The 17,265-nt window shown below is 45.7% G+C and carries 24 protein-coding genes; 4 read left to right on the top strand and 20 right to left on the bottom strand.

The features are described from left to right. Position 1: 1 nt before the first annotated feature. The 9 genes from terL to ACDZ28_RS32815 all read right to left on the bottom strand — a co-directional run bounded on the left by terL (position 2) and on the right by ACDZ28_RS32815 (position 7,572). Positions 2–1,396, bottom strand: coding sequence for a phage terminase large subunit (gene terL, locus ACDZ28_RS32775; protein ID WP_375105464.1), 1,395 nt, complete (start codon positions 1,394–1,396; stop codon positions 2–4). Continuing rightward, positions 1,389–1,883 carry a helix-turn-helix domain-containing protein gene (locus tag ACDZ28_RS32780; protein ID WP_375103781.1) on the bottom strand — a complete coding sequence of 165 codons (495 nt, stop codon included), beginning with the start codon at positions 1,881–1,883 and terminating at the stop codon, positions 1,389–1,391. Before ACDZ28_RS32780 ends, terL begins: the two co-directional genes overlap by 8 nt. A gap of 48 nt (positions 1,884–1,931) precedes the next feature. Then, a complete protein-coding gene (locus tag ACDZ28_RS32785; RefSeq protein ID WP_375103782.1) occupies positions 1,932–2,273 on the bottom strand; it encodes a hypothetical protein in 342 nt (113 codons plus the stop codon). Positions 2,274–2,459: 186 nt separating this feature from the next. Beyond that, the gene (locus tag ACDZ28_RS32790) at positions 2,460–3,062 is read right to left on the bottom strand and encodes a DUF1492 domain-containing protein (protein ID WP_375103783.1); all 603 of its coding nucleotides are present in this window, start codon (positions 3,060–3,062) and stop codon (positions 2,460–2,462) included. Between the two features lie 22 nt (positions 3,063–3,084). Beyond that, the gene (locus ACDZ28_RS32795; protein WP_375103784.1) at positions 3,085–4,131 is read right to left on the bottom strand and encodes a hypothetical protein; all 1,047 of its coding nucleotides are present in this window, start codon (positions 4,129–4,131) and stop codon (positions 3,085–3,087) included. Further along, positions 4,097–4,324, bottom strand: a complete 228-nt coding sequence (locus tag ACDZ28_RS32800; protein ID WP_375103785.1) for a hypothetical protein — start codon at positions 4,322–4,324, stop codon at positions 4,097–4,099. Before ACDZ28_RS32800 ends, ACDZ28_RS32795 begins: the two co-directional genes overlap by 35 nt. 98 nt (positions 4,325–4,422) lie before the next feature. Then, positions 4,423–4,653, bottom strand: coding sequence for a hypothetical protein (locus ACDZ28_RS32805; protein ID WP_375103786.1), 231 nt, complete (start codon positions 4,651–4,653; stop codon positions 4,423–4,425). A 3-nt stretch (positions 4,654–4,656) separates the two neighbouring features. Further along, the gene (locus tag ACDZ28_RS32810) at positions 4,657–5,193 is read right to left on the bottom strand and encodes a RusA family crossover junction endodeoxyribonuclease (protein ID WP_375103787.1); all 537 of its coding nucleotides are present in this window, start codon (positions 5,191–5,193) and stop codon (positions 4,657–4,659) included. 132 nt (positions 5,194–5,325) lie between these two features. Next, a complete protein-coding gene (locus ACDZ28_RS32815; protein WP_375103788.1) occupies positions 5,326–7,572 on the bottom strand; it encodes an AAA family ATPase in 2,247 nt (748 codons plus the stop codon). Positions 7,573–7,662: 90 nt separating this feature from the next. Here ACDZ28_RS32815 and ACDZ28_RS32820 point away from each other — a divergent pair, with 90 nt between their 5' ends. After that, on the top strand, positions 7,663–8,007 hold the full coding sequence (locus ACDZ28_RS32820; protein WP_375103789.1) for a hypothetical protein: 345 nt from the start codon (positions 7,663–7,665) through the stop codon (positions 8,005–8,007). 74 nt (positions 8,008–8,081) lie between these two features. Here ACDZ28_RS32820 and ACDZ28_RS32825 read toward each other — a convergent pair whose 3' ends face one another. From ACDZ28_RS32825 to ACDZ28_RS32870, 10 genes are all read right to left on the bottom strand, one after another. After that, positions 8,082–9,668 carry a DEAD/DEAH box helicase gene (locus ACDZ28_RS32825; protein WP_375103790.1) on the bottom strand — a complete coding sequence of 529 codons (1,587 nt, stop codon included), beginning with the start codon at positions 9,666–9,668 and terminating at the stop codon, positions 8,082–8,084. 12 nt (positions 9,669–9,680) lie between these two features. Beyond that, on the bottom strand, positions 9,681–10,253 hold the full coding sequence (locus tag ACDZ28_RS32830) for a hypothetical protein (RefSeq protein ID WP_375103791.1): 573 nt from the start codon (positions 10,251–10,253) through the stop codon (positions 9,681–9,683). Between the two features lie 22 nt (positions 10,254–10,275). Then, positions 10,276–11,355 (bottom strand): ATP-binding protein, encoded by a 1,080-nt coding sequence (locus tag ACDZ28_RS32835; protein ID WP_375103792.1) that lies wholly within the window; start codon positions 11,353–11,355, stop codon positions 10,276–10,278. Then, positions 11,355–12,665 carry an AAA family ATPase gene (locus tag ACDZ28_RS32840; protein WP_375103793.1) on the bottom strand — a complete coding sequence of 437 codons (1,311 nt, stop codon included), beginning with the start codon at positions 12,663–12,665 and terminating at the stop codon, positions 11,355–11,357. The genes ACDZ28_RS32835 and ACDZ28_RS32840 overlap by 1 nt, the downstream gene beginning before the upstream one ends. Before the next feature lie 137 nt (positions 12,666–12,802). Further along, on the bottom strand, positions 12,803–13,075 hold the full coding sequence (locus ACDZ28_RS32845; protein ID WP_375103794.1) for an AbrB/MazE/SpoVT family DNA-binding domain-containing protein: 273 nt from the start codon (positions 13,073–13,075) through the stop codon (positions 12,803–12,805). 90 nt (positions 13,076–13,165) lie between these two features. Then, a complete protein-coding gene (locus ACDZ28_RS32850; protein ID WP_375103795.1) occupies positions 13,166–13,348 on the bottom strand; it encodes a hypothetical protein in 183 nt (60 codons plus the stop codon). A gap of 39 nt (positions 13,349–13,387) precedes the next feature. Beyond that, entirely contained in the window at positions 13,388–13,546 is a 159-nt protein-coding gene (locus ACDZ28_RS32855) for a hypothetical protein (protein WP_375103796.1), read from the bottom strand. Continuing rightward, the gene (locus ACDZ28_RS32860; RefSeq protein ID WP_375103797.1) at positions 13,521–13,712 is read right to left on the bottom strand and encodes a hypothetical protein; all 192 of its coding nucleotides are present in this window, start codon (positions 13,710–13,712) and stop codon (positions 13,521–13,523) included. The genes ACDZ28_RS32855 and ACDZ28_RS32860 overlap by 26 nt, the downstream gene beginning before the upstream one ends. Next, positions 13,702–13,908: a helix-turn-helix domain-containing protein gene (locus ACDZ28_RS32865; protein WP_375103798.1), complete on the bottom strand. Its 207-nt coding sequence runs from the start codon at positions 13,906–13,908 to the stop codon at positions 13,702–13,704. Before ACDZ28_RS32865 ends, ACDZ28_RS32860 begins: the two co-directional genes overlap by 11 nt. A 16-nt stretch (positions 13,909–13,924) precedes the next feature. After that, a complete protein-coding gene (locus ACDZ28_RS32870) occupies positions 13,925–14,122 on the bottom strand; it encodes a helix-turn-helix domain-containing protein (RefSeq protein ID WP_375103799.1) in 198 nt (65 codons plus the stop codon). A 226-nt stretch (positions 14,123–14,348) separates the two neighbouring features. On the opposite strand from ACDZ28_RS32870, the gene ACDZ28_RS32875 reads away from it, so the two are divergent. From ACDZ28_RS32875 to ACDZ28_RS32885, 3 genes are all read left to right on the top strand, one after another. Continuing rightward, entirely contained in the window at positions 14,349–14,798 is a 450-nt protein-coding gene (locus ACDZ28_RS32875) for a helix-turn-helix domain-containing protein (RefSeq protein ID WP_375103800.1), read from the top strand. Positions 14,799–14,805: 7 nt separating this feature from the next. Then, complete coding sequence (locus ACDZ28_RS32880; RefSeq protein ID WP_375103801.1) at positions 14,806–15,264, top strand: ImmA/IrrE family metallo-endopeptidase; 459 nt, start codon at positions 14,806–14,808, stop codon at positions 15,262–15,264. Between the two features lie 93 nt (positions 15,265–15,357). Then, a complete protein-coding gene (locus tag ACDZ28_RS32885; protein WP_375103802.1) occupies positions 15,358–16,575 on the top strand; it encodes a tyrosine-type recombinase/integrase in 1,218 nt (405 codons plus the stop codon). Between the two features lie 77 nt (positions 16,576–16,652). On the opposite strand, the gene cymR is transcribed toward ACDZ28_RS32885, so the two are convergent. Next, positions 16,653–17,072 (bottom strand): cysteine metabolism transcriptional regulator CymR, encoded by a 420-nt coding sequence (gene cymR / locus ACDZ28_RS32890; RefSeq protein WP_042130450.1) that lies wholly within the window; start codon positions 17,070–17,072, stop codon positions 16,653–16,655. Between the last annotated feature and the right edge of the window lie 193 nt (positions 17,073–17,265).

Here is a 17,265-nt window from a genome sequence, read left to right on the forward strand (position 1 = left end):
CTTAACCCCCTAACAGGAACATCGTTTCAGCCACGCCAGTCGTGGCATCCGGCGCATCATCATGGGTGTTCTTACCTTCCCTCTGATAGCTCGCCATGGCCTTATAATACTCTGGCCATCGGTCTCGCCAGTTTACTGGGAAGTAGATATGCTGCATGACCCAGGTTGCATTACTGACGATTCTAGCCGTCTTATTCTTCGACTGGTGGAACCAGCTTACATCGGTGCGGTTGCTCTTCAGCTCTGTCTCCAGGATCCGCTTGATATTGCGAGCAAAGGCTTTACCACCGTTATTAGACTCAATCCGGGCCTTATTTGCCTTGAACGTAAAAAGAGCCTGCGCTGTGGCCGGCTCCGTAATCTCCATCGGTTGCTTAGTATATATAACATCCAGAACATATGCCTCTTTCTGGTATGTGCCCCAGATGATATTGCATAGGTAATCTGCGCCATCGTCTGCAGAGTCACAGTAAGAATAAATACCCGTAAATAGCGATTCTCCATGGGCATCCTCAGGCAGCTGTGTGTATGTCTTGAAGCTGCTGTACAGCTTACCCTTGATGTCTATCGGGATCTGCTGATAGTTGGCACTGGCGATATCCTCCCCCATGGCCCGTACCTTCATGTCGTAGCTCTCACGGGATAGAACATCAGGGCACAGCATCGTGCCATCATCTTGGAGCGCCTTCATGGTTAGATGTCGTACGCGCTTCTTCTCGCTTCGGAAATGCTCCAGCGCACGCCCTGCCAAGTCTCCCGATGCCCAACGGGTCATGATGATGATGATCTTACCGCCTTCCTCCAAGCGGCTCAGCATCGTGTTCGTGAACCACTCCCAATGCTTCTCCAGCACATTCTCGTTGCTGGCCTCTTCTGCATTCTTGATCAGGTCATCGATGATTAGCAGCGTAGCCCCGAAGCCGGTAGCCGTACCCGTAGGAGACGTAGCCAGGTAACTGTTATAGCCGCCTTCTAGACTCCACAGGTTCATGGCCCCATCCCCACGCTGAATACGCACCTGGGGGAAGATATCGCTGTACACGATAACCTTCTCATCTGCCTTCACTGTGTTAATCCCATTACGGACAGCTTTCGAGAACGTGGTAGAGAGGGTCTCGTTGTAACTGCCTGTCATGACCTTCTCTTTCGGATTCTGTCCAAATACCCATTGAGCCAGCATAGAAGCAGTACGACTCTTGCCATGTCGTGGGGGCTCGTTAACAATCAGGATATCATCGTCTGATTGATAAAAGTCCTGCATTTCGCCACACAGGTCCATAAGATACTGTCGATCAGAACGATAGAAGTCAGGTGCCATGGCCTCACAGAAGCTAAAGAACTCGCGGCGAGCCAGTTCAATACGGGCACCTCGACGGATAACCTCCAGATCAATCATCACGAATCAGCTTTCTCAGTTCGTCAGTTGTCAGATCCTTGTATGGGTTATTAACATTTACACTGCCGCTATGCTGCACATCCTGCTTGTCTCGCCACTGCTCAGGCTTCCGATTTTTCAACCAGAAGATCTGTGCCGTAGTATCGCCCTGAACCTCTTTAGTGACTCGCTTAGTCTCGACCATCACTTGCTTAAGCTCGCCCGTCTCTTCATCCTCGACAGTGCCAGGCTCCCTTGTCACCTCGTCGTAGCGATAACCCAGCGCCCGTTTCAGCAGTGCATTCTCGACATGGCGGTCAATAACTTCCTTGCCTTTTTTTAAGGTGTCAGAAATGTCAGGATGCCGCTTTTTCCATTCATACAGCGTTGGACGTTTAATCCCCATATTATCCGCTATTTGCTCATCAGTAAGCCCGTCGCGTGCCCAGCCTTCAAGGAGAGCCAGCCCCTCAGGCGTAAGCCATTCGTGATATTTACCTTTTGCCATCAGGGCGACCTCCTTTGTATAAATTAAAAAGCACCCCGAAGGATGCTTTTATTCTTCAAATCTTCTTTGCTCATATCCAGGAACATGAATTCTTTTTATCATTTCGGAGACTTCAGACTTGTCTTTAACTTCATCTCTTTCTAGTATTTCCAGGAGATGTTCCAGACCAGCTGAAGTAACGAAATAATCAAGATGCATATCCTTAGTTAGTTTCCCTTCTTTAAACAACTGTTGTTCATTGTACATGCATTTCACGTCATGATGGACAATTCTGAAACCAGTCTGCACATCATTTTCATCGTTATACCACTCGAACCATCCAGTTTTTGCATCCTCAATGGTATCGCTACAGTGGTCGCAGACCCATCTTTGCGTTGCTTGCTCCAACATTGCCATCTCCTTTTTTTTGAATCAACTCATAGATTCGACAAGATGGCCGATAGTTCCTTCTTCTGAGAATCGTATTTTGAACGCAGAAAGAGCCGCCCGAAAGCGACTCTTGACTATATTTATAATTATCTCACAATACCATTTTAGCACGGAATTTTTAGAAAAACAGGTCACTATACTGGACATTCAACTGGACAACTTTGAAAACTCATCCAAGGCTCTTTTCCTCCAGCGATAATAAGTCTTCTCCACGACTGCCAATCGCTTACATGTTTCAGGAACGTCCATGTCCTGAATGTACTTTAGGCGTAGCAATTTGGCATACTCCGGTTTATATCCCTCCAACAACGACAGAAGATGATCCATCCGTTTGACCTCTGCCTGTAGATCCTGCAGCTCGCTCAGCCGATCCAGCACCTCGTCCAGATCATACTTACAGCCACCACGTGCATCGATTACTTTGGCAATTTTCGTACGTAGCTTCTGTAGCCGCTCATCGTCCTCCTCGTACGCTCCAATGTCCGGAATCGCATTACGCTGGGCTCGAACACCTGCTGGGTAATACGTCAAGTATGAGTGCGCTGTGGCCTCCAGTTCTTGATCACGTTTACTCAGATACATGTAGCTGGGAAGACCACGCAACCTTCGGTGAAGCTGTTGCAACTGATCCTCCTCACTTAGTCGGCTGATCTGAATTCCACTACCCACCCCGTAAGTTCCCAGTGCCTGAATACGGGCCTGCTTCTGCCGGTAGCTACTCAATTGCTCAATGACTTGCTGTTCTGTCATGATGCCTGACCCCATTTCTGTGTTATTCCCCCGATGCGGACAATAGCTTAATAATCTTGCGCGCTCGAGTCAGCTCGGCGATACTTCGGTCAAGCAGCTGCGTTTCACTGAACGGCTCAGTTGCTTGTTTTTGACTTTCTCGTAATCTATAAATATCATTCCGTAGGTCTCCTACAAGATGATTCAGTATCTTTTCATTTTCAATCCAGCCTGTTCTTTCACGGTATAATTCATCACGCTCAGCTACAAGCTCATCACGCTCTGATATCAAACGGTTCATCTCATCCTGAAGCACCTGCAACTCAGCCCTCAACTGCTCATCAGCCTTGTCGGTAATTGCCACACTTCTCTCTGCCTCGCCTTGCCAGTGCTCTACTTCAGCCTTCAATTCCTGAATAGCCTGTAGGTGTTGACCAATCTTGGCATTCCCATTCACATTCCGCTGATAGGCATCATCAAACATTTGCTTTACTTCAGCCAGTTCAGTCGTAAGTCGCTCGTTCTCCAGCACAGATTCATCCAAGGCGCACTTTACTTGATCCAATTGTGATTTATATTCTTTAATCATATCATGTGACACAGATTGCTGCGGAAACGTCTCCTTTTCACGAAGCAGTTGGGTTTTGTCAGGTTCAGCAGCATAGCCGGAAGCTTCGCCAAGCTGCGCAAGCATCTCTCTGGCTTTATCAGGTGTAAATCCACGGCAGTCCCAGTTCTTGACCCAATTGTACAGCGTGTTGTACTTCATCCCCCAAGCCTTCTCGATGCTTGAAACCGTCTCACCAGCTGCAATCTGCTCTAAGAATAATTTCTTAGTTAGCCCACAGCTAGGCCCCTCTTTGCTCGTCCGTTGTCCTCCCATATCCTTGTCCTCCTCATGATTTAGGTATCTTTGATCTGTTCGTGGGTTATGTGCTACTGGCTTTTTAAAATTCACATCTCTCTTTGTTGCTGGGTACTTCTGCCTGATCTCCTCAAGTTCTTCAGGAGTAAGTTTGTACTCACGAACCCCGCTAGTTCCGTAACCGCTATATTCAACCGCTCGATTTGGTATAGGTGTATTCGCCATCCCTAAACCTCCTTTTCATTGCAGAAGTCGTACCCCACTTACGCTGCCGTTTCCTTGGTGGTGCTTCTGGGAGGATCGTGTAAACCTCACCAATCACCTTGCCGTTATCGTCTGTGATGATGTCCCAGGGAATCTCCTGAAAGAATGGATCAACTCTCATCATCTTGGACCAAATCGCTATTAGTACTGCCACACTCAGGACAACCAGGCTCTTCTAACTCGTCTCCTGGTATCTGCTCAACAGCAAACTTCCTTCCACATTCACACCGGTATTTATCCCATGATTCCACGTTATCCCTCCCTAGGCTGTGATTGTTTCTGGTAAACCTCCTCAAGCCATTCCGTTAGCATAATCATCTGCTTTATCACCAGTGGGTTGTCCTGATATTTCTTGCACATCGATCCAGAAGAATCAGCAACCCACAGCCAGAAGTTAGAGTCAGCCATCCCATATTTCATTGCGGCTTGATTCGCCTGCTGGGTCCAAAGAGCAACATCGCTAAAAAACACTTTGTAGTCCATAGGCTATACCTCTTCGATTTTGATATAGATACCTGGAAGCGCAGCCCAGAACTTTTCAACGATTTCTGATGCAACCAGCGCGTCGTCCTTCCAGTAGCCACAGTCGGTCATGCAATCCTTGAGTAACTTCTGCAGGTTGTCCGTATCGGGTCTCGTGTACTTGTACTCCCCGTCTTGATGTTTACCAGTAATCGGGAAGCACCACTTCACCGTCAACCTGATAGCTCCTGTATATTTCCGCGCCGGCACATGCTGACCCAAGTGGGCCATCAGCTTTGCTCGTGCTGCCTTCAACTCGTCAGGCTCGTAGAACACTGGTTTGTCATTCACGACTGTGACCTGTTTCTGCTGGTGCGTGACAGTAGGCGGAGATTTCATTGGCATGAAGAATTCTGTCATTATGATACCAACTTCCATTTTTTTACTTTTTAACTTTTCTCGCGGAGATAAATTTAGGGGAGGGGGAAGGGGGATTTTTATACCCCCTTCCCTTATCCTTATATATTTATATATACAGGTCTCCGTCGCCAGCGGCGGCAACTATACACGTATCAAATTCCCCGCACTTAATTGCAAAGTTGCAAAGACCATCTTTTGCAACTTGCGGCAATCATAAATAGATGATTATTGTAACTAAACTGTATTCATCGTTTTTAATGATTGCCGCCGCAATTACGAATCTTCTTTTTTGACTATTCGGAAGCCGATAGTCCTATCGATTTCGTATCCATATTTCTTGATCCAGTCTCTCACGGTACGCTCTGCGACCTCTTTTCCTGTTGATCCGTACCATGCAATGACATCCATTAAAGTAGGTGGATCACCGAAATTACAATTGTTCACGACTTCCTCGAATTCCTCTGCCTGGCTTCGGCGCTTTTCTTTTGCCTTATCCTTCCGTTTGTTCGTCGCCTTCTGCCATGCCGGCTGTGACGATTCTCCATCTGGATCGATGTCCTTTAGGCTGCCTACATCGTCCACCTTATGAATCGGATACTGGAACCACATGTTAACTGGTTCAAACTTCGGATACTCCCGAAGCGTACCTTCTACCCTCCAAGCTGAGCGGATACGAACACTCTTGACCGCCTGTCTGACACCCTCTTGAGCTATAGTCTGTTGACCTGGAATGGCACGTTTGGCGTGATCCTCCATCTGTTTTGAACTGAGCAGGTCATCCTGGGACATATGTTCCTGTAAGTAGCCTGGATTGTACTTCTCAAAGAGCTGCTGATACATCGCACAGACAGCCTTATTCTCCTCTTGCATCAATAACTCTTCTGTCAGATCCAACTCCACTAAATCGATAAGCGCGTCCGGATCACGGGCAAATACGCCACTGCCTGAAGCTCTGTCCATCGACTTCTTTCCACCTTGAGAACCTTTAGAGTGATGATGGCAGTAAATAACGCCAGCACCCAGTTCTGTTGCTATCTTGTCAAACTGATTTGTGAAGTGGGCCATCTGATCAGCGCTATTCTCGTCACCGGTTAACACCTTGTAAATAGGGTCAATGATAACAGCGATATAGTTCTTCTTAGCTGCACGCCGGATCAGTTTCGGGGCCAATTTATCCATAGGTACTGTCTTTCCACGCAAGTTCCAAATATCGATATTGCCGATATTTTTAGGCGACAACCCTATCGCGTTATATACATTTTTGAAACGATCCAAGGCGCTAGCTCGATCAAGCTCCAGATTGACATACAGAACCTTGCCCTTCGTACATTGCCATGCCAGCCACTTAATACCCTCAGCTATGGCTATGCTGAGCTCAATCAAGGCAAATGACTTACCTGCCTTTGACGGTCCTGCCATGAGCATCTTATGCCCCTGTCGAAGCATTCCCTCTATTAAAGGCGGCGCCAGCGGTGGCATATTGTCCCAATAGTCCGCTAGGCTCTCCGGATCCGGAAGATCGTCATTAATGCCTTCAATCCATTCATGCCATTCAGCCCAGTTCGCTTTACCAATGCTCGTATCCACGATGAACTGCTTCTTCCCGTTACGCTCAATCCCAGGCATCCGAGATAACCGGGAAGGATTGCGGTTCTGATTGTCAACGGACAGGCCGTTCTTCTTGCAAACGGTATATAGGTAATCCACACGTTTCCGGTACTCGTCGTAGTTGGCCGCCTCTACCTTGACGATGGCATGTAGGCTTTTGCCTCCGCTGTATACTAGCACCGCGATCGGCAGCTCTAGCTCACGCATAACGGCATTTTGCTTCTCAATGTCCATCGTGTCGGACTCGACGAGTGCATATCTGAATTCAGTCACATTCTCATTTTTGACACCCTTGCCATCCAGCGGGTTAAACCGGATCCACGCGCCAGCCGCTGCATCGTAATCGCCAACAACAGAACCGATATCACCACCGCATTGATTGAGCAGTTGGATTAATTCACCGGCTGTACGATCCGATACCCCTTTCGTTGGCAAATACTTGCCTTCATCGTTCTGCCAGGTATCTGTGACATAGCCAACATTCTCGGAAGCTTCAAACAAAGCGCTTAAATACGTTGTTAGTTGCTGTACAGGATTCCAATCAGCCGGTTCGTGGATCTCTTTGCCTTCAATCCAGTTCTTGTCGATGACAACATAATCGCCACAGGCAATCTCATCGTCCCAGTCCAGTTCACGATCATTGGAAGACCGCGGCAGCCATCCGTTATCCTTGGCCAACTGCGTAATAGTCGCTCCGGTGACTGGGTTACCGGTTCCTTCGAACGTCGTCCACTTCTTGAAGCACTCACCTGGATGGTAGCGCCCACCGTCCCGCCGGCTCCACTCGTCCCAGTCGCTGGCCGTGTAGCCTTCATATTTTAATGCCATGCCGACATTGACCCATTCCTGGTAACTCAGATACGAAGGATCCACATGGCCAAGCAAGGCAACCAAATCAAATTTATGCTCCATAGGACCTCCTGTGTTCCATTAATATTCACTCGCTAAACCTATCATTTATTTGGTATAATTTTCTTAAAATCTAATTTCAGGGGGAGTCTAATGTTTAAGTTCCAATTCCATTGCCATAATTGCTCAGAGACTTTCAGAATTTCGATTGTCCATCTTCATTCCAAAGATGAGATAACATGCCCTAATTGTGTATCTCGTCTACCTGAAAAAGCACTAGATTCTCTCAGACAACTTAGTGAATCTTTCATGGATGCCGTTGATGTCATTTACAATAACAATTCAACGGTAGGTTGGGGACTATCTATTATTTCTGATGAGATTGTAATCCCCAGTAGTTATGATCATTTAAATTCCGCATTTATGGTCAATAAAGATGGCAGTAAAACTTTATGGAATCATCGTGCAGTTGAAAGAGAAATCTCATTTGATTTTTAATTTGTATATCCTAACCCAGTGGTCGATAATCGAATCGGCCACGCCTCCCACATTCATCAATTTTACGCCAATATTTATTCGGCACTGTATTCTCTCGGATTGATGCCGTCCGGTACCCGCCATCCGTTGCCGGCGATCCGGTCAATCAACCGCTTCGCATGTTCAAAGGTCCAGGTACCTACATGCTCAAAACCACGCTGTTCCAAGAATCGGATCTGCTTCGGCGTCGTCAGCCCTTCGTTGCGTCGTTTATCCAGACGCTCAAGCATCTTCGTTGCCTTGCCTGCATTATCAATGGCCTCAGGAAGAATACCCAGCTTCTCTAGCGTTTTGACTTGTGCGTCACTTGGTGGCGACATTTCCCACCCAAACGAAGGCACATAGCTTGACAGGTCTTCAGCCTGTATACTCATTTCAAATTGTAACGGATCGACCAGTTTAGCCTTCCGGCGTTTCATTTCATTCAGCATTTTGGCCAACGCTTCCTCACGCTGAGCAATTACATCTTCAGTCGCCTGCTTTTCGACTGTCTCCAGATCAAGTGCAATCCCTGCCTCCTCTATCTGCTTGGTCATAGCCTGAGCCACTTCTTCATTTTCAGCGATCAAATGTGCAGGATGACAAAGCTCATGCCGTTCTGTATGCCACAGGAAGTCAAGCAAAAGCAGATCCTCTTTCCCCGGAAACAATCGGGTACCTCGCCCGACCATCTGGCTATATAAACTTCGAACTTTAGTCGGCCGTAGAACTACGATACAATCCACGCTAGGGCAATCCCACCCCTCCGTCAGGAGCATAGAATTACATAAAACGTTATATTTACCACTATCATAATCAGCCAGTATCTCTGCCCTATCTTTCGATTCCCCATTAACCTCGGCAGCCTTAAACCCGATTGCGTTTAATATAGAAGTGAATTTTTGACTGGTCTTAACCAATGGAAGAAATACGACAATCTTCCGGTCCTGCGCAACTCGCCACATTTCAGCAGCAATTGATTCCAAGTAAGGATCGAGCGCCGTTCCCAGGTCACTGGACTTGAAGTCTCCGGCCTGTTGGCCCACTGTTGTCAGGTCCATTTTCAGTGGAATAGTCAAAGCCTTGATCGGGCTCAGGAACCCTTCCTTGATAGCCTTGGGCAGTGTGTATTCATAAGCCAGGCTTTCGAAATAGGAGCCTAGATTACGCATGTCACCACGGTCTGGTGTAGCTGTAACACCCAATACATTCGCCTCTTTGAAATAGTCCAGCACACGCTGATAACTATCTGACAGACAATGGTGAGCCTCATCGATGATGATTGTGTCGAAATGGTCTGCAGCAAATTGTCGCAACCTCTTATCTCGCATAAGCGTCTGGACGCTGCCAACAACGACTCGAAACCAACTACCGATTGAGGTTTGCTCTGCTTTCTCTGTGGCGCAGCCCAATCCAGTGGACTTCGACAACTTATCGGCTGCCTGGTCCAGTAGTTCACCACGGTGTGCTAGGACAAGCACACGCTCGCCTATCCTTACTCGATCTTCGATTACCTTACTAAATACAATGGTCTTACCGCAGCCAGTCGGGAGAACCAGGAGCGTCCGTTGGACGCCCTTTTCCCACTCTGTTTGAATCGATTCGCGAGACTCCTGTTGATATTTTCTAAGTTCCATAGCCATAGTAGCCAGCCCCTAAAACTGCCCGTTTTGCCAGCCACCACCTTGTGGAGGAGGTGATCCTGGAAACGGAGCCTGTTGATATTGCACCTGCTGGGGAGGTGCCTGCTGCTGATACTGCTGCGGTTGTTGATATTGCTGTGGCGGCTGTCCTGCCGGAATCTCGTCGGCAGCGTAGAAAGTCTTCACCTGATTGTTGGTCTTATCAACGCCGTCGCGGCCCTTAAAATTATTGATCTCCAGTTTCAGGCGACCCTTGGAACCGATGACCGTCTGCCAGTTCATTTTCAGTTTTTCTCCTTTACGCTTCTGGCCAATGCCGGCGAAGAAGTTTGACAATAGACCCTCTGTCTTGGTGTGCAAAAATAAATTATGGAATATGACAACATCACCATGCTCTGGAGAATGCACAGTCAGTTCAATCTTCGCCTGGTTGCAAGCAGGCATTTTCTCACTGCCGTTGAAGCGACCACGCTCAAACTTCGTTACTGTGAAATTGTAATCACCTGCAGGTAGGACGATAAAATCTACCCCGTCTTTTTGAATCTCGTCGTCCCAACCCAGTTCACGCTCAGTATTTTGGTTCATTATGATTCCTCCTGTTGTTTAGTTAAAATGGATTTTTGTCTCTAGTATCTTGAATCACGCTGAACACTGACTGCCAAGCCCCCACGAGTACGCCATCGATAAAGCCGGGATCATAATTGGCGATAGGTGTGTCATATGGGTAGTAGCCCTTATTACTCACTACGATTTGGATTTCTGCCTCAGTTACCTGGTGCTGACTCATCAGATCGTACAACGCTCTTGGAATATTAGGATTTAACTCCTGCTGTTGTGGATTTGGCTGTGATGCAGTAGCCATAGTCTGTACAGCTGTCGGTGCTGTTTGCACAGGTTCCGGAGCAGGTGCTGCCGTTGACGCAGCTGGTGACTGTGCTGGGGCAGCATGCTGTACTGTGCCAATATTGAAGATATGTGCAATATAGGAATAGTCCAATGGAAACTCATCTGGAAGCCCTTGACGGTTCTTTGCGTCCCAAGCGGGATGGTGGTTAGCATAGACAGTACGAACACCGCCTTGCCCCTTATGTTTGGTTCCCTTCTGATCAGCAGCCACACTGAACGTTTTGTAATTGATGAACAACACCATGTCCGCCCATTCTTTAACTAAGGGAGCAGTCTGTGAGCTCGTCTTCTTGCCCAGTTTGAGTTGATACCGGTCATAGGCACCCATTTCATCTGGTTGCTCAAACTTGATGATCTGAGCATGGGCCACCAATACAACATGAATTCCGACTTCGATTACATCACTGAGAAGATTCAGGAAACGACCAAACTCCTCCTTGGTGTAGACATAGCCATTACCGTATCCGAAATCCTCAATGCCTTTCTTCCCTGCCTGGGCGCAGACGCTTTCCACGCATAACATTTCTGCCCAGTCGATGGTATCAATAATGAGCGTACCGAACCGATTACCCTGTTGTTTAACCCATTCCACTTGCTGCTTCAGCATCGTCCAGCTTGTCGGCTTTGGCGCTCGATCCACATCCATTTCTGTTGTTGACCCTTCTGTATCGATAAAGAATGGACGTGGGAACTGCGCAGCCAGAGAAGACTTGCCAATCCCCTCCGGTCCATACAAAACTACTTTTTTAGCCTTTTGAACCCGACCACTAATAATTTGCATCAGAATTCACCTGCTTTCCACGTTGGTCCCGGATCGATTTCTCCTGGCGGCTGTTGTAATTGAATTCCTTCCTGTCCGGAAACATAACCGTCCTCGATGATGATGCTACATTCTTCACCGGTGCTGACTCGAGTCGCTATGGCCTGTAATCCCTCAGCTTCCAGCCACTGCCCAAACTCCTGAAGACTCTCCATATCCATCTGCTCCAACTTGTCGAGCAGAATAAACCCACAATCTGGTTTTAACTTACGAACAATGGCCGTAGAGACCTTTAACTGATCGGATCCACTCATGTTATCCCACCGTTGACCGTTATAGATCAACTCCCCATCATCGACGGACAGTCCTGGCAGCGGTAAATTCGCGTTCGTCAGGAGCTCAGCCTTCTGTGAGCGGATATCATTAATCACAGTGGTCAACTGGTCATATTGCACGCGATAATCGCTGGCATCTGTCTCAGCCTTGTCTTTGTCGAGATTTGCCCGCACCTTCCGGTTGATCTCGTCGATCTGCTGGATGTTGGCCTGCAGCTCTTGTGTAGACTCGTCGAGTAGGTCTAAGGCCTCCTTCTTAGCAATATCCAGATCTTCCGCAAATTGAGCGCGTTTGATATGAGCCTCGTTGAGCAATGCTTCTAAACGTTCTAGTTCACGCTGCTGTTGGTCATAGGCAGCTTGAATCTGCGTCAGTCGTTGCCGTTTCCGCTGATTCTCCCCGTTGCGTGCCAGAATTTCCTGTTGCTGTTGAATGAGCTCAGAAGCTGAAACAGGCTCTTTCGGTGCGTCTGGATGATAAATTTGTTCCTTAGCAAACTTAGCTTTCTGATCCGCGATCTGACCGATGGTATGACGTCGGTTGTAGACCTCTTGCTCCTTGACTTCAAATTCATGAAGTTGTTGGCCAACTCCGATAATGCGAAGCAGAATGTTGGCTTTTTCCTTATTGGAAGCGTTCATAAATTTAGGAAGATCGATGGCCAACTCTTCGACAAAACTGTCAAGCAGCTGCTGGCCACCTTTCTGACCATTGGGATCAAGGACCTTCAAGTCTGAGTTTTTACCTTTGCGCTCTACGATCAGACCATTGGACAAAGTGATGTGCAGATATGGTGGAATTACTGATCCGTCACGTGAAGCCTGCGAAGGACGATACTTATTACCGCCTAGCGCCCAAGCGATAGCATCCAGCACACTTGTTTTACCTTGATTATTCTTGCCACCCACCAGGGTAAGCCCGTTCGGTGTCGGCTCGATCTTAACTGCCTTAACTCGTTTAACATTTTCGATTTCAAGCTTATTTATTTTGATCATGCAACAGTTCTCCTTCGTCGCTAACTTTTAATATAGATGCTATACAATGAGTGCAGACCTGCCGATCGTTCCAGTTCCGGATAAGTCGGGTATTAACAATATGGCCACAGACTTCACAGCGAACGATATTAGATAATTTAATTACTGCAGCCATTTGTCGGCACAGGCTGAAGCTTGATGATGGAGGACACACATGTGCGGCAGATCGGCTTACCAGAAAGATACTCAATATCATCCATGCTTCCGCAAAATGTGCATCCAGGGCTATACCTTTTCAAAATCACTTTGTCACCATCGACGAATATTTCCAATGCGTCACCCTCAGCGATTCCAAGGGTATGGCGCAGCTCCTTAGGGATAACCACACGGCCGAGCTCGTCCACTTTACGTACAATTCCAGTAGCTTTCATATTGAATCTCCTCCCGATCAGTGTTATGCTGATCTTAACTATTATTTTTGAATTATGTTGACCTGACGGGCCCTAATCCGTCAGGTCATTTTAATGATTCGGCACTTCTGGAACAGTTATTTCCACAGCCCCGACCCAATCGCTCAGACAATTTACATCACATAGCAATTCGCGGCCAAATCGGATAACAGTGCGTCCTATTATGATCTCAGCACCACATTGGCTGCAGTAATCAATGACCTCACCTGGTGTATCTGTTACAGGTTCATTCATTCGCTTATCTCACCTCCTTTCAAGGCAACAACAGCAACACTATTGCCCTGCCTCCATTTCCGCAATCTCTCGATCCAGCCACCAGACCACAGCCTCTGGCTCATCTACTAGCAAACGTCCATTCTGGATTTGCCACCGTCTCCGGCGAAGCTCCATACGTCTCCACATCTGGTCAGCTGACACAGCTTGTTGTGGCAATGACTTCAGCCTCCTTGTTCATCCGGATCAGTGTTTCAACGATTTCATATCGCGCTGCGCCAAGCTTGCCAAGGTGACGGATGTCCCTCGCCTGGATAGAAGCCTCAATAGCACGGTCCAGGTGAAGCTTAGCAGAAGCCAATTCGGCTTGAATGTTAATGCTCATGCGCGATCTCCTTGGTAAACAATGAATTTTCGTAATCCAGCAACCATTCACGTTTAATCTTCCAATGCTTTCCTTGCTTATATGCCTTGAGTTTTCCAGCTTTGATCCTATTAATCACAGTAAACTTACTGACGTTTAAGTAGGAAGCGACATCGATAACATCCATAGTTGGTCGCAATTCAGTCGTTGTGTTCATTCTCACACCTCTCTTTCTACTTGCTCTTTGGGACTAGTTCAAATTCTAATCCCAAAGCATCACAAGCCTTTTCTATCGTTGTTTCATTCCATCTACGATTACCTTTAAGTACATCAATGATATATTGAGGCGTATACCCTGTCTTTCGAGCAAGATCTGATGGTGTAAGATTCTGATCAATTAATACATGCTTAATTCTGTTTGAAATATTCATCTCGTCTCACCTCCTGCTTAAATATTAAGCTTAATTAAAGCTTAAATCAACTCGTAAAAAGGAGTATTTCCACGTATTACCAAGTAAAAACAGTCTGAAATCGTCTATTTACTCCTTTTTGCTTTATTAAGCTTAATTTATCTGCAATATTAAGCTATCAGCTGTTTGAACCATTCAGCTTAATTTGCTATTATAATAAACAAATAGCTTAAAAGAGGGGCTTAATATGAATAGAATGAGGGAGATTCGTCAAAGCAAAAATTTGAGCGGTGTTGAAGTCGCCACGAGCCTCGATATATCGGCTCAGTATTATTATGACTTAGAGAAGGGAAAGCGAAATTTGGGAGCTGAATTAGCCTCTAAAATAGCGGATTATTTTGGCGTCTCCACAGACTACCTTTTGGGAAAAGCAACATCCGACCCGATAAAAAGTCATCAGGCTATAAATGTTATAACTGGACTAGTTGAAAAAATATTATCTGAAAGTCCAGAATTGCTATCTAATATTGAAAGCCTTAATGAAGAAAAACATCAGAAGGATGACCATGAAAACAGTGAAATTGAAACAATTGCTGCGCACCATGATGGAGAAGAATGGACAGCGGAAGAATTAGAAGAAATTGAACGATTCAAGGAATTCGTAAAAATGAAGAGAACACAGCGCGGCAAGGAGTGACGTCATCTTGACCTATGAATGTCTTCTTAGAGATGCAGACGCTAGAGGATTAGAAGTCTACGAAGTGTCTTTACGTGGTAATATAAAAGGCTTATACCAAGACGATATTATTTGGTTAGATAGGACTTTATCTGCTATAGAAAAGCGTTGTATTCTCGCTGAAGAGATTGGTCATTACGAGACAACAACTGGAAATATTCTTGATCAGAGCGACATTAGAAACCGTAAGCAGGAGCTTCGGGCAAGGCAATGGGCTTTTGAAAGGATTGTCCCCCTCTCTTCCCTTGTACAAGCCCATTGTGCCCGAGTTAAGGGCAGACATGAGATTGCAGATTTTTTAAATGTCAGTGAGGAATTTTTACAAGCCTCTATAGATCGCTACCGAGAGAGATTTGGTATTTTTGCTACGATTAATAATTACATAATTTATCTCGAACCGCTTCGTATTGTTGAAGTGCAAATATAACCTTCGTGCTTTCCAGCTGAAAGGCTGTTCATATATACCCAAAAACAGAACACATGTTTCTATCAATATCATAATAGGAAAGGAGTGGTAAATTTGAAAAAGAAAAATCAAGATGAGGAATTACCTCAAAATATCCGAGAGCGTGATGGTAAATATTCATATCGATATCGTGTTCCAAGTACTATTGTCCAAGATGGGGTTGAAAAGAAATCCAGTAGACAAATGGAGTCCCCCCGCTTTGATACTTTGCAAGAAGCTGTCGATTTCGGGATATTAATCAAGGCTCGTAAATTACAGAAAAATCTGGTGTATGAGCATAACATAACAATCAGTTCATGGAGCATCACATGGTTAAAGGAATATATTCTTGAAAGGGAACCAGGCAAAAATACAATTAAATCGAGGAAGTCCTCTTTGGGAACTTTAAACAAGGAAATTGGAGGGCTCTCATTAAGAGATTTAACCCCGAGTATGTACCAGCAGCTGCTATTCAAATTTAAGGAAACAGGGTGTAGCCGAAGCACTATAACGTCACATCACACAACAGCTAGCTTGATGTTCAAGCATGCTAAACGAACTGGGCTTATATCTGAGGACCCTACCTCTGATGCAGTTATACCCAAGGAGAGAAAGCAAGCTCGAAAGCCCGGTGAAAAAAAACAAATCCTCCCCAAATTTCTTGAGAAGGATCAGTTGAAATCATTTCTACAGATTGCACGTTTTATGCTGTCTACGAATTATTGGGCTCTATTTCTCGTACTATCCTATACAGGTCTTCGTATTAGTGAAGCAGCTGCCCTACAATGGGAAGACATCGACACAACGCGCAGAACAATAGATATCAATAAGCAGCTTCATGGGACAAGTGTACTAAAATATGAATTTTTGCCGCCAAAGAATGAACAAAGTGAACGAATCTTAAGTTATGGGGATACTGTAGCCAAAGCACTTGAAGTACTTTATGAGAAACAAAACACTGAAAGATCATCCTTTGTAAATTTTAATCCAAATGATAATTTCGTATTTTGGAACGGCGAATTTCCAGGGTATCCAATTGCTATAACAGGTGTTGGTAAAGTAATGCGCAAGGTGCTTAAAAAGGCTGATCTTCCAGAGAGTCTTACACCACACAGTTTCAGGCATACCCACGTTTCATTACTCGCATCTAACCCAAAAGTAAGCTTACCCGAAATTCAAGCGAGAATTGGACACAAAAGTAATTCTAAAGTTACAGCTCTCATTTACCTGCATGTCACAAAAAACAGACAAATGGAGATCGCTGATGACTTTGAATGGGCAATAAATAATTAGTGTGTGGGTAAACTGTGGGCATCTAGTCCCAAAGAACCTTCCTAATCCCTTTGAAATCGCGGAATTTCTGATTCCTGTTAGATATAGAACATATAATTGTCTGCTAAGCTCTCTTCTTTAAAATTAATCAAGTCATGAAGCGTTGTGGAATCCAGTACGTCTGCAATGCTGTCGCGAATACGCAACCATAAATCACGTTTTGCCGCATCATCTTCTTCAGTGAAATCTACCGGAGAAATTGGACCCTCCAACACACGAATGATGTCTCCTGCTGTAATAGCACTGGCCTCACGTGATAAAATGTATCCACCGTATGCACCACGAATGCTTTTTACAAGTCCTGCGTTACGCAGAGGAGCGATTAGTTGCTCCAGATAATGCTCAGAAAGTCCATTTTTCTCAGCGATACTCTTAAGTGAGGTCGGTCCTTCACCAAATTTCAGTGCAAGCTCCATCATAATTGTTAGTCCGTAACGTCCTTTGGTTGATATTTTCAAAGGGGCACCTCTTTCGGTTTAGTTTCTAGTTATTGTATACTATTGATTTGGTAAGTCATGCGATTGTCATATCAAGGTATTCCGATGATTACTCTTAGTTTATGTTATCATATTCGAAGTCACAAATGAAATGGCAAACGAAACATTTTGCAAAAATGTTCACCCCTGGTGGACATTTTTCTATTTTCAGCCT

The sequence above is a fragment of the Paenibacillus sp. RS8 genome (assembly GCF_041956825.1).
Lineage (GTDB): Bacteria > Bacillota > Bacilli > Paenibacillales > Paenibacillaceae > Paenibacillus_AQ.

What these genes read in the sequence shown, in the direction of transcription:
- ACDZ28_RS32825 (WP_375103790.1), bottom strand. Translation starts at nt 9,668, where the DNA reads ATGGCTATGGAACTTAGAAAATATCAACAGGAGTCTCGCGAATCGATT.
- ACDZ28_RS32835 (WP_375103792.1), bottom strand. Translation starts at nt 11,355, where the DNA reads ATGCAAATTATTAGTGGTCGGGTTCAAAAGGCTAAAAAAGTAGTTTTG.
- ACDZ28_RS32805 (WP_375103786.1), bottom strand. Translation starts at nt 4,653, where the DNA reads ATGGACTACAAAGTGTTTTTTAGCGATGTTGCTCTTTGGACCCAGCAG.
- ACDZ28_RS32860 (WP_375103797.1), bottom strand. Translation starts at nt 13,712, where the DNA reads ATGAGCATTAACATTCAAGCCGAATTGGCTTCTGCTAAGCTTCACCTG.
- ACDZ28_RS32780 (WP_375103781.1), bottom strand. Translation starts at nt 1,883, where the DNA reads ATGGCAAAAGGTAAATATCACGAATGGCTTACGCCTGAGGGGCTGGCT.
- ACDZ28_RS32815 (WP_375103788.1), bottom strand. Translation starts at nt 7,572, where the DNA reads ATGGAGCATAAATTTGATTTGGTTGCCTTGCTTGGCCATGTGGATCCT.
- terL (WP_375105464.1), bottom strand. Translation starts at nt 1,396, where the DNA reads ATGATTGATCTGGAGGTTATCCGTCGAGGTGCCCGTATTGAACTGGCT.
- ACDZ28_RS32820 (WP_375103789.1), top strand. Translation starts at nt 7,663, where the DNA reads ATGTTTAAGTTCCAATTCCATTGCCATAATTGCTCAGAGACTTTCAGA.
- ACDZ28_RS32875 (WP_375103800.1), top strand. Translation starts at nt 14,349, where the DNA reads ATGAATAGAATGAGGGAGATTCGTCAAAGCAAAAATTTGAGCGGTGTT.
- ACDZ28_RS32830 (WP_375103791.1), bottom strand. Translation starts at nt 10,253, where the DNA reads ATGAACCAAAATACTGAGCGTGAACTGGGTTGGGACGACGAGATTCAA.
- ACDZ28_RS32785 (WP_375103782.1), bottom strand. Translation starts at nt 2,273, where the DNA reads ATGTTGGAGCAAGCAACGCAAAGATGGGTCTGCGACCACTGTAGCGAT.
- ACDZ28_RS32790 (WP_375103783.1), bottom strand. Translation starts at nt 3,062, where the DNA reads ATGACAGAACAGCAAGTCATTGAGCAATTGAGTAGCTACCGGCAGAAG.
- ACDZ28_RS32870 (WP_375103799.1), bottom strand. Translation starts at nt 14,122, where the DNA reads ATGAATATTTCAAACAGAATTAAGCATGTATTAATTGATCAGAATCTT.
- ACDZ28_RS32865 (WP_375103798.1), bottom strand. Translation starts at nt 13,908, where the DNA reads ATGAACACAACGACTGAATTGCGACCAACTATGGATGTTATCGATGTC.
- ACDZ28_RS32845 (WP_375103794.1), bottom strand. Translation starts at nt 13,075, where the DNA reads ATGAAAGCTACTGGAATTGTACGTAAAGTGGACGAGCTCGGCCGTGTG.
- ACDZ28_RS32850 (WP_375103795.1), bottom strand. Translation starts at nt 13,348, where the DNA reads ATGAATGAACCTGTAACAGATACACCAGGTGAGGTCATTGATTACTGC.
- ACDZ28_RS32795 (WP_375103784.1), bottom strand. Translation starts at nt 4,131, where the DNA reads ATGGCGAATACACCTATACCAAATCGAGCGGTTGAATATAGCGGTTAC.
- ACDZ28_RS32840 (WP_375103793.1), bottom strand. Translation starts at nt 12,665, where the DNA reads ATGATCAAAATAAATAAGCTTGAAATCGAAAATGTTAAACGAGTTAAG.